This is a genomic window from Pseudomonas sp. PDM05 (genome assembly GCF_014851685.1).
Lineage (GTDB): Bacteria > Pseudomonadota > Gammaproteobacteria > Pseudomonadales > Pseudomonadaceae > Aquipseudomonas.
The window spans coordinates 14747-29732 of sequence record NZ_JACVAC010000023.1; the positions used below are offsets into that span (position 1 = coordinate 14747).

At 61.5% G+C, this 14986-nt stretch carries 11 protein-coding genes; 8 read left to right on the forward strand and 3 right to left on the reverse strand.

Going from position 1 to position 14986, the window contains the following annotated elements:
• Positions 1-117 precede the first annotated feature (117 nt).
• From IB241_RS26415 to pvdM, 3 genes are read right to left on the reverse strand one after another with little or no spacing between them, the layout of a single operon-like run.
• Complete coding sequence (locus IB241_RS26415) at positions 118-990, reverse strand: formylglycine-generating enzyme family protein (RefSeq protein WP_192301120.1); 873 nt, start codon at positions 988-990, stop codon at positions 118-120.
• A 31-nt stretch (positions 991-1021) separates the two neighbouring features.
• The gene (locus IB241_RS26420) at positions 1022-2290 is read right to left on the reverse strand and encodes an aminotransferase class V-fold PLP-dependent enzyme (protein WP_192301121.1); all 1269 of its coding nucleotides are present in this window, start codon (positions 2288-2290) and stop codon (positions 1022-1024) included.
• Positions 2291-2308: 18 nt separating this feature from the next.
• Positions 2309-3658: a pyoverdine-tailoring dipeptidase-like protein PvdM gene (pvdM, locus tag IB241_RS26425; RefSeq protein WP_192301122.1), complete on the reverse strand. Its 1350-nt coding sequence runs from the start codon at positions 3656-3658 to the stop codon at positions 2309-2311.
• Positions 3659-3800: 142 nt separating this feature from the next.
• On the opposite strand from pvdM, the gene IB241_RS26430 reads away from it, so the two are divergent.
• The 8 genes from IB241_RS26430 to tssH all read left to right on the forward strand — a co-directional run bounded on the left by IB241_RS26430 (position 3801) and on the right by tssH (position 14985).
• The gene (locus IB241_RS26430; protein WP_192301123.1) at positions 3801-5432 is read left to right on the forward strand and encodes a PvdJ/PvdD/PvdP-like protein; all 1632 of its coding nucleotides are present in this window, start codon (positions 3801-3803) and stop codon (positions 5430-5432) included.
• A 451-nt stretch (positions 5433-5883) separates the two neighbouring features.
• Positions 5884-6384, forward strand: coding sequence for a type VI secretion system contractile sheath small subunit (tssB, locus tag IB241_RS26435; protein WP_192301156.1), 501 nt, complete (start codon positions 5884-5886; stop codon positions 6382-6384).
• A 31-nt stretch (positions 6385-6415) separates the two neighbouring features.
• Positions 6416-7954 carry a type VI secretion system contractile sheath large subunit gene (gene tssC / locus IB241_RS26440; RefSeq protein ID WP_192301124.1) on the forward strand — a complete coding sequence of 513 codons (1539 nt, stop codon included), beginning with the start codon at positions 6416-6418 and terminating at the stop codon, positions 7952-7954.
• Between the two features lie 23 nt (positions 7955-7977).
• A complete protein-coding gene (tssK, locus tag IB241_RS26445; RefSeq protein ID WP_192301125.1) occupies positions 7978-9321 on the forward strand; it encodes a type VI secretion system baseplate subunit TssK in 1344 nt (447 codons plus the stop codon).
• Positions 9318-9995, forward strand: coding sequence for a type VI secretion system protein TssL, short form (gene tssL, locus IB241_RS26450; RefSeq protein ID WP_192301126.1), 678 nt, complete (start codon positions 9318-9320; stop codon positions 9993-9995). The genes tssK and tssL overlap by 4 nt, the downstream gene beginning before the upstream one ends.
• A gap of 7 nt (positions 9996-10002) precedes the next feature.
• Positions 10003-11718, forward strand: a complete 1716-nt coding sequence (locus tag IB241_RS26455) for an OmpA family protein (RefSeq protein WP_192301127.1) — start codon at positions 10003-10005, stop codon at positions 11716-11718.
• A 22-nt stretch (positions 11719-11740) separates the two neighbouring features.
• The gene (locus IB241_RS26460; RefSeq protein WP_192301128.1) at positions 11741-12232 is read left to right on the forward strand and encodes an Hcp family type VI secretion system effector; all 492 of its coding nucleotides are present in this window, start codon (positions 11741-11743) and stop codon (positions 12230-12232) included.
• Between the two features lie 122 nt (positions 12233-12354).
• Complete coding sequence (gene tssH / locus IB241_RS26465) at positions 12355-14985, forward strand: type VI secretion system ATPase TssH (RefSeq protein ID WP_192301129.1); 2631 nt, start codon at positions 12355-12357, stop codon at positions 14983-14985.
• Position 14986 lies beyond the last annotated feature (1 nt).

The window sequence follows — 14986 nt, forward strand, 5'->3', positions numbered from 1 at the left end:
GGAGCGGGCTTGCTCGCGAAAGCGGTGTGTCATTCACCGGAAATAGTGACTGACACACCGCTTTCGCGAGCAAGCCCGCTCCCACACAAGCCTGCACACATTTGAATCTTCAGTGCTTCAGAGTTCGCGCACTACCCGAAAGCCAATCCAGTCCCCCCGCGTCTGCGGGTAGATATTGTTGCGGTTGCCCGAGCGCGAAAACACGGGCGCCTCGCCCCAGTCATTGCCACGAATGACGTAGGCCTCGCAGGTCTGTTCCGTCCAGGCGCTGCCATCGGACGGCGCACCGGCGTAGTTCTCGTGGTAGCAGTCGGCAACCCGCTCGTAGACATTGCCGTGCATGTCATACATGCCAAACCCATTCGGCGCATAGCTGCCCACCGGCGAGGAATAGCTGTAGCCATCCGCCGGGCCGTAGGTGTTGGCGTGCCCGGCAATGCTGTAACCCTTGCCCTCGTCAAACGGGAACGGGAAGGGCCCCTTGGTGCCGGCCCGCGCGGCGTATTCGCGTTGGGCTTCGCTGACCATGTGGTACTGCTGGCCGGTCTTTTTCGACAGCCAGCTCACGTACCTCTGGATGTCGTCCATGTCCATGCATACCGCCGGTTGGCGTGGGCCCTGCGGGTAGCGCGGTTTGCTGGCGATGCATTCGCGGCCGGGGCGGGTGTCGCCGTCAGCGATTTTTACTCCGGTCTGGCGCACGTAGCTGTCCCACTCGCTGGCGGTGATGTGGAAGCGGCTCATGGCGAAGGGCTTGGCGAAGGTCACTGTGTGCATCGGGCCTTCGTCAGGCTCGCGGCCGACTTCATCCTCGGGCGTGCCCATGGTGAACGTGCCCGCGGGCAGTACCACCATTTCCGGGCAGTCCTTGCAGTCCTTGAACACTTTGCCCGGCTGCGGCGTGGCAGCCTGGGCCAGGCCTGGCAGCAGGGCGCCGCAGGCGGCCGCCAGGGTCAGGGCGGCCAGGGGGTTGAATCGGGATCGCATCATGAGGGCCTCTGGTCAAAAGGAAAAATGCACGTCACAGCCGAGGGCTCAGCAGGGCCATGAAACGCTGGATCTCGTCGGAGGAATTGAGCAGGCCGGGCGCGGTGCGGATCACCGGGCCGGCATCGCGGTCCACCGCATCGATGACAACACGCTGTTTCATCATGTAGTCGGCGATGTCGCTGCTGTCCTGGCCCTTGACCCGGAAGAAGGTGAAGCCAGCCGACAGTTCGGCGCTGCGCGGCGTGACCAGTTCGATCTGCGGGTGGCTCAGCAGTTGGTCTTTAAGCTCGGTATTGAGCGCATGGATACGCGCCTGCACCTGCGCCTTGCCCAGCTGCAGGTGCAGCTTGAAGGCTTCATCGGCCGCCCAGCGGTGTTCGAATGCGTGGAAGCCACCAGGGGTCATGGTGGTCGCGAAGTTGGTGTCCTCGGAAAAGGTCGGCACCATCGGCGTGATGTACTTGTTCTCGCTCTCGCGGGCGCAGACCAGGCCGGTACCGCGCGGGCCGAACATCCATTTGTGGGTGCCGGCGATAAAGAAGTCGCAGTGCATGTCCGGGAAGTCGAGGTTTTCCACGCCAAAGCCATGCACGCCATCGACCACGTAGAGAATGCGGTCGTGGTCGTCGCGGTGGCGGTTGTGTTCAGTCACCAACTGGCCGATCTCGCCGATGGGCAGCTTCACGCCGCTGCCGGACTGCACCCAGGTCATGCCCAGCACGCGGGTATTGGGGCGGATATTGCGCTGGATATTACCGAGCACTTCGTCCGCCGAGAGGCGGTTGGCGTGCTCGAACAGCTTGAACCGGCGCACCTGGGTGCCTTGCTTGCGCACGCGAAAATCCAGCACGTTCTGGGTCGCGTAATGTTCGTGCACGGTGGTGAGGATCTCTTGGTCGGCGCGCAGCTGGATGCCGCCATAGATCATCGCCAGGCCCTCGGACGTGCTGCCGGTAAGGGCGATCTGCGCGGGTGCGGCCTGCAAATAACGACCGGCCCATTCGCGCACCTGGCCTTCGCGCTTCCAGGTTTCTTCCAGGCCCCAGTCCATCGCCAGGCCGGGATTGCGGTCGATCTGCAGGCGGTAGTGCTCGATGGCGTCGCGCACCGGTTTGGGGTGTGACGCCACGAGGAAGTTGGAGAAGTGCAGGTAGCTCGGGTCTTGGTTGAACAGTTGCTTGAGATCCGTCCATGGATGTTTTGCCGCAGGCGCGGCAGTCGCGGCCAGCGCCTCGGGCAGCAGCGGCAGGCTGGCGGCAAATACCCCGGCCTGCTTGAGAAATGTACGGCGGTCGGTCATGGACGTGCTTCTAGGTGATTAGCGATTGGCCAAGGGCTTGGCGGCTTTTTGTACCTGGTCCCACACGCGCAGGAAGTTGCCACCCCACAGCTTGGCAATGTCAGCTTCGGAGTAGCCGCGCTGGATCAACTCGGCGGTGACGTTGCGCACCTCGCCGACGTTCTCCCAGCCGTCGATGCCGCCGCCGTCGTTGAAGTCCGACGAGATGCCGACGTGATCAATGCCGATCTTGCGTACCGTGTAGTCGATGGCGTCGCCCCAATCCTTGAGGCTGGCCTTGGGTTCTTCCTCAAGAATGCCGTACAGGCCCTGGGCGTACTGGCCGAATTTCTGCTCGGGCCAGGCGGCGATGATTGCGTCGCCGGGCATCAGCGCCATCGCGAGGTTTGGCAGCGGTGGCAGATCAAAACGTGCGCGCAGGCTGTTGAGCTTGTCCTGGGTCGGCTGGCTCAGCGGCCGCAGGTACGCCGAGAACCCGACGACTTGCACCACGCCGCCGCTGTTCTTGATCAGTTGCAGTTCCTTGTCGCTGAGGTTGCGCGCAATATCCACCGACGCTCGCGGCGCCGAGTGGGACGCGACCATTGGCGTGCGGCTCAGCTGTGCCACCTGCTCCAGCGCCTTGGTCGACATCTGCGACACGTCGATGATCACGCCCAGGTCGTTGAGGCGGTGCACGGCTTGCTGGCCAATCGGCGACAGGCCTTCGAGGGCGTCGGTGGAATCATTGAAAAACGGCAGTGGGCGCGATGAGTCGGACCACGCGTTGTTGCCGATATAGCTGAAGCCGAACATGCGCATGCCACGTGCGGCCCACAGGTCCAGCTGATTCAGGTCATTGCCCAGGGGGTAGGCGTTGAGCATGCTGATAAAGATCGCGAATTTGCCTTCGCCATGCAGGCGCCGGAAATCGTCCGGGGTGTAGGCAATGCCCACTTGGTTGGGAAAGTCGCGGACCATGCCGGAGATGATCTTGTAGCGCACTTCCTGCTCGTGGCGCGCTTCTTCGACAAAACCGTCGGTGGGTTTGTGCGGGGCGTTGGCACCGTTCCAGATCTCCGGCCAGCCGAAAATCGTCAGCGCCGCTCCCGACAAGCGTCCGCGGGCAGCCTTGGCCAGGTCGAACTGGCCGCTGCCGTCCTTGTCGGCCTCGCTGCCGACACCGCCAAAATCCAGGGGCACGGTGATATGGCTGTCGAACGACAACAGGCGATCCTGCATTTCATTGGCCTGCTTGATCACTGCCAGCGGGTAACCCGCATTGCCCCTGAACCAGTGATCCCAGGCCAGGAAACCGGCTGCGGCGCCGATGGCCAGTACCAGTGGCAGGCCGATATACAGCGCCTTTTTCGAACGTGGTTTTGTCATTGCCATCTCAGTCAGTTGAGGCCTTTGCTATCAGGGAAGAACGAGCGCTGGACGCAGAAATTTAGGCGGTGCGCCAAGTGCGGTAAATTTCCCCGGCCTGCAAACGTTCTAGCTCTGATTAAGCCGTTTCCTAAGGTAGACAATGACGATCTCTCGACGTGGGTTCATCGCAGGCCTGGCGCTGACCGGCGCGGCTGTGCCAGCGGCCTTCTATGCCCATCGCGAGCTGACGCGTGAAGAAGAATTCCCGATCACTCCCGGCGAAGCCACGGTGGACTTGGCCGACACTGCCGGCCAGCACCTGGCGAACAGCTTGCGCGGTGTCTGGAGCCTGCGCCTGGAAGGTCGCGACGCGGGTCTCAAAGGCCTGCCGCTGCAGGGCCTGGAACTGTTGCTCGACATCGCCCCACGGGGTCGTGGCCTGCGTGGCTACCTCGACACCGCAGCCAACCTGCGCGCCGCCGGCGAACCGCGTTACCGTGTCCTCGGCGACCTGCTGCCGGGGGAGGGCGCCACGCTCTACTGGCGCCTGATCGACCGCGACGCGCCCGGTGGCGTGCCCGCCTATGAATTCAAAATGACCCTCGACGAAGTCTGGGGCGTGTTTGGCAACGCCGGCAGCGGCACCCTCAGCGGGCAGATTCTCAACCTCGATCGTCCCCTGGCATTGACCGAACGCGACAACCGGTTTATCGCGCACAAGCAACTGTTTCCCGAAGCCCGCGAGCGCATCGGCCTCAATCCGACCCTGCTGGCCTGGCTGATCAGCGCCGAACATCGGTTGTTCCACCAGCTCTGGCACGCGACCCGTGACCAATGGCACAAACTCTCCGAAGAAAAGCGCGATGCCCTGCGCGGCATCGGTTGGCAACCCGGCCCCCGCGGCCAGGAGCGCGATGCGCGCGGCAAACACAAGGACCGCAACGGTTCGGGGATCGATTTCTTCTTCATGCATCGCCATATGCTCGGCACCGCGCGTTCGATGCAAGACTTGCCTTCGTGGCCCGAATTCCCTGCACCGCAACCTGCACTGGAGCGTGACCGGCTGGGTTTCGTGCGTTACTTCGACAACCACGATGGCTTTGCCTTGCCGCCCACCTGGTCGGCGCCGGATGACCCTGACTACACCCAGTGGGTCAGCGACATCAAGGCGGCCGAGACTTACCACAGCAACTTTCAAGTGTGGGAGTCCCAATACCGCGATCCGCGCTACCTGGCCAAGTTGACCCTGGGCCAGCTCGGTTCCGAGATGGAATTGGGGCTGCACGACTGGCTGCACATGCGCTGGGCCTCCGTGCCTCGCGACCCCTCCAACGGTGGCCCGGTGCCCTTCGCCCGCGATCCTTCGGACTTCGCCGCGCGGTGGTATGCCGCGGAAAACGACTTTCTGGGCGACCCGTTCTCATCCCATGTGAACCCGGTGTTCTGGCATTTTCATGGCTGGATCGACGACCGTATCGAGGACTGGTTCCGTGCCCATGAGCGCTTCAATCCGGGTGAGGTCAGCCGGCTTGAGGTCAACGGTGTGGCGTGGTTTGCCCAGGGGCGTTGGGTAGAAGTCGGCGACCCCTGGCTGGGCCCGGACACCCACGGCTGCAGCACCACACCGGGGTTGCAGATGGGGCGGTCGATGGAGATGGACCCGGAAACCATGAAGCTGGCATTGCGCATTACTTTCGGTGCAGAAGATGACGCGCTGAAGGGATTGTTCAAGCGGGTGCCAAAGCGGCCCTGGTACGCGCGGCATCTGAAGGTGAAAAGTCGGGAGGCCTGATCCCGACTTGCCCTAATACAACTATTACGATTTCAACCGACCGCAGCCGGACGTTAATGTGCCGGTTGCGGTGTGAGTCGTGCCTCGCTTTTTAAGCGTTCTTCTCATCGAATGCCTCGCCTTGGGTTTTCTCGCGTTTGTAGGCATTGTGATTTCTAACGCTAGGAACACTCTGTCTGTATAGGTCTTGCCTCATCGGTTTGTTTTGGGTTCTCCCTGGATTTACTCTTCTTCTGACAGCTGTTTCATATTTTTTTGTTTATGAATAAATAGAAAGTTGAAATAGAGTTTATCTGTGCGGTTTGTAGGATGCATCTTCAAAGCTTTGTGGAAAGTTCCCGCGCATAGTTCGGGGGCTGGTAAAAAATGTCTGGGATACTTCATTCTTGCGGCGACAGAGAGCGCCAGTGATGGCCGGTTATTGTTTTGCCATACAGCAAGGGATGAAGTGATGACGCTAGATAGTTTTCAGAATGAAGTGCCCAAGGCGCGGGTCAATATCAAACTGGACTTGCATACCGGCGGCGCCCAGAAAAAAGTCGAGTTGCCCCTGAAGTTAATGGTGATGGGGGACTACAGTAACGGCAAGGAACAACGCCCACTCTCGGAGCGGGGCAAGATCAATATCAATAAAAACAACTTTGACAGTGTTCTCGGCGAGTTCTCGCCGGGACTGAAACTGGTGGTGGAAAACACCTTGCCGGATGACGCATGCGACACCACTGTCGAGTTGAGCTTCCAACGCCTGAAGGATTTCGAACCGGAGCAGGTTGCGCGGCAAGTCCCGCAGTTACGTGCACTTCTGGCCATGCGCAATCTGTTGCGCGATCTCAAATCCAACTTGCTGGATAACGCGACCTTCCGACATGAGTTGGAGCGCATTCTCAAGGACGACGCGTTAAGCGCTGAACTTCGTACCGAACTGGCCGCGTTGGCGCCTAAAACTAATTGATGTCCGCGGGTTTGAAAAAGGAGTTTTGAGCATGTCCGTAGAACAATCCGGTTCGCAATCCCACGGCAGCACCGTACTGTCGGAAAACAACAGTGGGGTCTACGCCACACTGTTCAGCAAAATTAACTTGAGTCCCGTGGCGGAGTTAGGCGGGCTCGAGGTGTTTCAAAATACCGAGGCACTTTCCGATGTGTCTGCTGATGAGCGGGTTACCGCCGCGGTCAATGTGTTCCTGCAGTTATTGAAACAGTCAGCCCATAAGGTCGAACGCCTGGACAAGGTGCTGTTGGATGAGCATATCGCCTCGTTGGATCGGCAGATAAGCCGTCAACTGGATGCGATCATGCACCACCCGGACTTCCAGCGCGTCGAGTCGACCTGGCGTGGGGTGAAATCGCTGATCGACCAGACGGATTTCCGCCAAAACGTGCGTATCGAGCTGCTGGACATCAGCAAAGACCATCTGGTGCAGGATTTTGAAGACGCGCCGGAAATCGCCCAGAGCGGTCTCTACCTGCATACCTACACCCAGGAATACGACACCCCCGGCGGTGAGCCCATCGCTGCTGCCATCTCCAGTTACGAGTTTGACCGCAGCCCGCAGGACATTGCCCTGTTGCGTAACATTTCCAAAGTGGCCGCGGCTGCCCACATGCCGTTCGTGGGTTCCGTCGGGCCTGCATTCTTTGGCAAAGCGTCCATGGAGGAAGTGGCCGCGATCAAGGATATCGGCAACTATTTCGATCGCGCCGAATACATCAAGTGGAAGTCGTTCCGGGACAGTGACGATGCGCGCTACATCGGCCTGACCATGCCGCGTGTGCTGGGGCGCCTGCCCTATGGCCCAGACACTCTTCCGGTGCGCAGTTTCAATTACGTCGAAAGCGTGAAGGGTCCGGACCACCACAAGTATCTGTGGACCAACGCCTCCTTCGCGTTCGCCGCCAATATGGTCAAGAGCTTCATCGCCAATGGCTGGTGCGTGCAGATCCGAGGGCCACAGTCCGGTGGTGCGGTGACCGAGTTACCCATCCACTTGTACGACCTGGGCACTGGCAACCAGGTGAAGATTCCCTCGGAAGTCATGATCCCGGAAACCCGCGAATTCGAATTTGCCAACCTCGGTTTCATCCCACTTTCCTACTACAAGAATCGCGACTATGCGTGTTTCTTCTCCGCCAACTCCGCGCAGAAACCTGCCCTCTACGACACCCCGGATGCCACGGCGAACAGTCGTATCAACGCGCGCCTGCCCTACATCTTTCTACTGTCACGCATCGCCCATTACCTGAAGTTGATCCAGCGCGAAAACATCGGCACTACCAAAGACCGGCGCTTGCTGGAACTGGAGCTCAACAAGTGGATTGGCGGGCTCGTGACTGAAATGACCGACCCCGGCGATGACTTGCAGGCTTCACACCCGCTGCGCGATGCGAAGGTGACGGTGGAAGACATCGAAGACAACCCGGGCTTCTTCCGCGTCAAGTTGTACGCCGTGCCGCATTTCCAGGTGGAGGGCATGGATGTGAACTTGTCGCTGGTTTCGCAAATGCCCAAGGCCAAGGCTTGAGTCAATCGTAGGGAAACGATGCCATGAAGATCGATCGCCCTCTGTGGGCTTGCGGCGTATTGCTGTCGGCGCAGCAATTCCAGCAACAAACGCGTTGGGAGGCCTGGGCCAACGCACAGCTTGCTCATCTGAGCCTGGCGCACCCTTGGGGCGTCCAGGCCGTCGGGTTTGATTTGGAAGCCTTGCGCCTGGGCAAACTCAAGGCCACTCAGTTGCGTGTGTGCCTACCCGACGGGACGTGGATCGACACCGATTGCGTTGACCGCCTGCCACCTGCCTTGGGTTTGGCCGATGAGGTCCAAGATACGCTGGTGCATGTGGCATTGCCGCTGGAGCAGGCCAATGGCAACAACTGTCTGTTTGACGGCGGCAACAGCGACCGGCCGATCCGTTATCGCCAGGACTGGCGCGAGGTCCAGGATGTCTACAGCGATGAACGGCAATCCATCGCAGTGCTGGAGCACGCGCTGAGCCTGCGTTTGCACAGTGACGACAACGCGGACTACGTGACCTGTCCCGTTGCGCGGCTGGTCCGTGACGGGCAGGGTGCCTGGAGCCTTGACCCGATCTACGTGCCGCCGCTGCTCAACTTTGCAGCGCATCCGGGTTTGTTGAGCCAGTTGGATAATCTGTTGACCCAGTTGGCGGCCAAGCGGCAACGGCTCATGGGCATGCGGCGCGAGAGCAATCAGCGCATGGCCGATTTTGCCGTGGCCGATGTCTCGCTGTTCTGGTTGCTCAATGCGTTGAACACCTACCAACCGGTCCTGGCCGATCTGCGGAGTTTTCCGGCGCGTCATCCCGAACAGGTCTACCAGGAACTGATCAAACTCGCCGGCAGCCTGTTGACGTTCTCATTGGAGCACGACATCGACAAAGTGCCCGCGTATCAACACGGCAACCTGGAAGCGGTGTTCGCACCGCTGATGAACACTATTTCGCTGTTGCTGGAAGCCAGTCTGCCGTCGCGGGTCGTTGCCCTGGAGTTGGAGGCACAGGGCGCCAATCGTTGGCAGGTGCAACTGCATGATCCCCGCCTGCGTGAGCGTGACGGTGCGGATTTCTATCTGTCGGTGCGCAGCCGTCTGTCCGCGGCGCAGTTGCAGGATCAGTTTGCGCAGCTCTGCAAGGTGGGTACGCCGGACGCGGTCGACTACCTGATCAACGCGGCGCTCGACGGCGTGCCATTGCAGGCCCTCAGCCATGTGCCGGCAGCGATTCCGCTGCGCCTGGAAAACCAGTATTTCGTGCTTGATTTCAGCCATCCCAAGGGCCAGGCGGTACTGGACGCAGGAGTCTGTGCGTTCTACGTCCCAAGCACATTGGTCGACGTCAGGCTCGAACTGTTTGCGGTGCTGCGCGCATGAACCAGATCAATTCAAACGGTCACGACACCCCACCTGCGGACGTTGATGAGCTGCTGCAGGACACCTACCTGCTGGTGGTTGAGTTGCGTCAGGGCGTTGCATCCGAGGGCCGGCCGGAGTTGTGGGGAGTATGTGTCGCGCAGGTCGAGCAGGTTCGACAGCGGCTCGCGTCGGCGGGCATGACGAAGCGCGCAGTCGATCACATCTCCCATGCGCAATGCGCGTTGCTGGATGAGACGGTGCTGACGTATGGGAGTAAGAACGATCAGGCCGCGTGGGCAAAACCCCTTCAGGCCAAGTTTTTCAACCACCATCAGGCTGGCGAGTTCCTGTACGAGGACATGCAGGCAGTGTTACGCGAACCGGCACCGGACCGGCAGGTCCTGACGGTGTTCCATCGCGTGCTGATGTTGGGTTTTCAAGGTCGTTACCGCGACCTGAACGACCCTGAGCGTCAACGCTTGCTGCACGCGCTCAACGCCCATGTGCCGCCCTTGAGGCTCAACCAGAGCCTTGTCACCCAGGCACGTGGCGGCGCCATCCCGGGCTTGGGCTGGTTGCAGTCGCCGCTGATGCATGTGCTGGCCGCCACCGTGGTACTGGCCGCAACGTGGTGGGGGTTGGATCAACTGTTGAGCGATGCGGTTGCGTTGCTCCTGCCTGATCAAGCGTGAGGGCCCGATGACGATCTCCTCTCATCGACTGCTGGTGCTGTGGGCAGGGGGGCTGCTCCTTGCGTTGCTGGCGATCATTCCACTCACCGTCTGGGTGCGAGCGGCCGGGCTCGTCCTCGGGTTGTGCGGTATCGGGTTGGCATGGGTAGCAGTGAACCGCCGGGCACGCGTGTTGCGCGAATCGGTGAAGCTGGGTGGCAACGTCGCCTTGCCGGCGGCGTCCTTCCGGCATCCGGTGGTACTGGTCTGTGGTGATGGCCTTGATGCGCTTTTTGGCCCGGTGTGCGTTGAGCAGTTGAGCCTGCGGGAGACTCCCTCGGGTTGTTACGTGCGGGTACCCAGCCTTGGGCAACTGCCGCTGATCTGCGACGGCATCCTGGCACTGCGACCCGGCTGGGGCGCCCAGCTGTGCGTGATGTTTGTCGTGAATCCCGGTGCACACAGCGACAGCTCGGCGCTGCTCGGTCGAGTGCGAGCCCTCGGTTACCAGGCCACCCTGGCACGCAAGCGAGGTATCGCGCTGCCATTGCTGCTGGTGAGTTATCTGCAAACCGTGCAGGGCGCCGAGCCGTGGTTCAGTTGGGAAGGCGGCAACGCCGAGGCATATGTCCGCGATATAGACCAGTGCGCCACGCTGAGTGAGTGGCAGCACCAAGCCGCCGACCTGCCTGAGCAGTCCGCACGGTTGCACGCTTGCGTTCAGTTGGGGAGTGTCGCCGGTTGGCTGCAGGACAAGGTGTTGCCTTGTCTCGTTCATCACGACACGGATGTCGCCAGCGTGTGCGCGGTCAAAATGGTCTCGGTGCTGCCCCGGGCGGTGGAGGGCAACCTGTGGGGGCAATGGCTTGCGCACAAGGTGGCGTTGGTCGATGGCCGCGTCATCGATGCGACGGCGACATTACCTTTTCCAGATGCATTGCTTGGCGTGCTCAAGCGCCATCCGTCGCGTACCCCGCGGCAACGGGCAAGCGTCGTGGCCTTGTGGTTGTGGGTAGCTGCCAGCGCGGTCGCGCTGGCCAGCTCAGCCTGGCAGAACACCTTGTTGCTGCGCCAGGTCAGTGATGACCTGCGTCGCTATACCTCGATTCCGCCGCCGACGCACCGAGAACAGCGTGCGTTCCTGCTGCGCGAAGACGCCGTCACTGCGCTGCGCCAGGCCGCCCAACGGCTGGATACCTACTACCGACAGGGTGCACCGCTGGCCCTGGGACTGGGCCTGTACCGCGGCGAGCATCTGCGTGCCCCGTTACTCGCCGTGTTGGCCGCCCATGTCGAGCCGCCACCGACGGTTTTGCCCACGGGACCGGCGGGTGTGGTGCGCTTGGACAGTCTTTCGCTGTTTGCCAGCGGCAGCGCCCGACTCAAGCCGGGCTCGACCAAGGTGCTGATCCGTGCGCTGGCCGGCATCCAGGCACGGCCTGGCCAGTTGATTGTGATCGCGGGGCATACCGATGCCACTGGCGACGCCGAGAAAAACCGCCGGCTGTCCTACGCCCGGGCCGCTGCCGTGCATGGCTGGATACAGCAGATGAGCGCAATCCCCGACAACTGCTTCGCGGTGCAGGGGTTCGGTGCCAGCCAACCGATTGCAAGCAACGACACGGTAGAAGGGCGCGCAGCCAATCGTCGTGTCGACATCCGTCTGGTGCCTGAGGCAGGGGCGTGTTCACGCGCTGTTCCAGGACCAGACGGGCAACCTCCCGTCGCACATCGCGACGTTTAATGTCCAAGAAAAGGAGCTTCACATGGCAATTCCCGTTTACCTCTGGCTTCAAGACGACGGTGGCGCAGAGATCAAAGGCTCGGTGGACGTGCAAAAGCGCGAAGGCAGCATCGAGGTGGTCGCCCAGGACCACAGCCTGTACATCCCGACCGACAACAATACCGGCAAGTTGACCGGTACGCGGGTGCACACCCCATTCCTGTTTTCCAAGGAAATCGATGCCTCCAGCCCGTACCTCTATAAGGCCGTCACCACTGGGCAAACCCTCAAGAGCGCCGAGTTCAAGTGGTATCGCATCGACGATGCGGGGCAGGAGGTCGAGTACTTCATCACCAAGCTGGAGAACGTCAAGGTGGTGAAGGTCGCGCCAAAAATGCACGACGTCAAAGACCCCAGCAAAGAGAAACACAACCATCTGGAGCAGATTGAGCTGCGCTACGAGAAGGTCACCTGGACCTACAAGGACGGCAACATCATCCACTCCGATGCCTGGAGCGAACGCCAGAGCGCGTGATGTACCTGCACCACCAGGCGATTTGCCGGTGTGCTGGGTTGAGCGTCCGCTCGCGGGCGCTCAGCCAAACACATCGCGTTTCAACCTGACGACCCAGCCCCTTTGGTGAGGATGTATTGCGTATGGCCCAGAACTCCACCCGTTTGCTTCGTCGACTCAACCCTTTCTGCGCGCAGGCGTTGAGTGCGGCCGCGTCCCTGTGCCAGGGCAGCGGCCACGCGCAAATCACCATTGAACACTGGCTGCTCAAGCTGCTGGGCCAGGGGGAGGGCGACCTCACGGTCATCGCGCGGCGTTACGAGTGGAATCTGGAGGCACTGTGGTACGGCCTGCTTGAACACCTCGACGGCCTGCCACGCAGCGTGCAGGGCAAGCCGCAGTTGTCCGCGCCCTTGCAGCAATTGATCAGGCAGGCCTGGTTACGCGCCTCGCTCGACGACAACAACGACAGCCTGCGCTCGGTGCATCTGTTGGGCGCGCTGATGGAGACGCCCGGCCTGTTGGCCTGCGAAGCCGCCTGGCCATTGCTCAGTCTCGGTGAGGCACAGTTGCAGCGGTTGATGGGGCTGCTGGACCAGGTCTCCGAAGAGCGTCCGGCGCTGCAAGAGACTGTCGAACCGGAGTCCATTGAACCGAAGGGTGATGATGCCCGGTCGGCAACGCTGGACAGGTTCACCAGAGACCTCACCGCGAAGGCCGCACAAGGAGAGATTGACCCGGTGTTTGGCCGTGACGATGAAATCCGTCAGGTCATCGACATCCTCAGCCGTCGGCGTAAAAACAATCCGCTGCTGGTGGGCGAGCCTGGCGTCGGCAAAACGGCCTTGGTGGAAGGCCTGGCATTGAGCATTGCCCAGGGACGCGTGCCTGACAGCCTCAAGTCAGTCTGCGTACGCACTCTTGACCTGGGGTTGTTGCAGGCGGGTGCGGGCGTCAAGGGCGAGTTCGAGCAACGCCTGAAAAGCCTGATCGATGCCGTGCAACAAGCCGACAGCCCGGTGCTGCTGTTCATCGACGAGGCCCACACCCTGATCGGCGCCGGCAACCAGGCCGGCGCTGCCGACGCCGCCAACCTGCTTAAACCCGCGTTGGCCCGTGGCGAGTTGCGCACCATCGCCGCGACCACCTGGAGTGAGTACAAACAGTACTTCGAGCGCGATGCGGCCCTCGAAAGACGTTTTCAAATGGTCAAGGTCGACGAGCCGGACGACGCCAATGCCGGCCTGATGCTGCGCGGCCTGAAATCGCGCTACGCCACTCACCATGGCGTGCATATCCAGGACGCGGCGGTGCAGGCCGCAGTCAGCCTTTCACGGCGTTACCTGACCGGGCGCCAACTGCCGGACAAAGCGGTCGACCTGCTCGACACCGCCAGTGCCCGCGTGCGCATGAGCCTGGATTGTGAGCCGCAAGCGCTGGTCCGGCTGAAGGCGCGGCAAGCGGCGCTGGAACTGGAGCGTCAGGCATTGGAGCAAGACCAGGCCCTCAGCGGCGGCGACGTTGGCGAGCGCCTGGGGCTGATCGACGTGCAATCCGCGGATTTGCAGCGCGAGCAAAGCGCACTGGAGCAGCAATACCGGCAAGAGCGTCAGTTGGCCGAACAACTGATGAGTGCACGCCGGATGCAGCCACCACAACCGGGCACCTGCGCACGGCTACAACGGGAACTCCATGCCATTCAAGGCGAGCAGCCGCTGCTGTCACTGGATGTCGACGTACGCAGCGTGGCCCACGTGATTGCCGATTGGACCGGCGTTCCGCTGGGCAGCTTGCTCAAGGACGAACACCGCAGCCTGTTGGCGCTGGAGCAGCAGTTGGGGCAGCGGGTGATCGGCCAGGCTGCGGCGCTGAGCGCATTGGCACAACGGCTGCGCGCGGCCAAGACCGGCCTGACCAACGAGCATGCACCGCTGGGAGTGTTCCTGCTGGTGGGTACCAGCGGCGTGGGTAAGACCGAGACCGCCCTGGCCCTCGCAGACAGCCTGTTCGGCGGCGAAAAATCACTGATCACCCTGAACTTTTCCGAGTACCAGGAAGCCCACACCGTCAGCCAGCTCAAAGGCTCGCCGCCCGGTTACGTCGGCTATGGCAAGGGCGGTGTGCTGACCGAAGCCGTGCGGCAGCGGCCCTACAGTGTTGTGCTGTTGGACGAGGTCGAAAAGGCGCACAGCGACGTGCTCAATCTGTTTTACCAAGTGTTTGATCGTGGATTCATGCGAGACGGTGAAGGGCGCGAGATCGACTTTCGCAACACCGTCATCCTCATGACCTCCAATCTCGGCAGCGACCTGCTGTACGACTGCTTGCAGGCCCAGCCCGACGCCCCCGACAGCCTGCTGCACGAACAACTGCGGCCCATCCTGCGCGAACACTTCCAGCCGGCCTTGCTTGCACGGTTCCAGACGTTGATCTATCGACCGCTGCAAGCCGACGCACTCAAGCGCATCGTCGCGCTCAAGCTGGCCCAAGTGGCCAAGCGGTTGCGTTTCCACTATGGCCTCGACTGCCGGTTGGGCGACTCACTCCACGAAGCCCTGGTTGCCGCCTGCCTGTTACCGGACATGGGCGCGCGCAACATCGACAGCCTGCTCAACGAACAAATCCTGCCTGTCCTCAGCCAGCAACTATTGGAGCGGCGCGCAGCACAACAGCGTTGCCAATGCGTCAGCCTTGAGTTCAGCGAAGAGCAGGGCATCTGCCTGAGTTTCACGGACGACGATGCTGCGCCGCAAACCGCAATCATGGAGGCGTGAG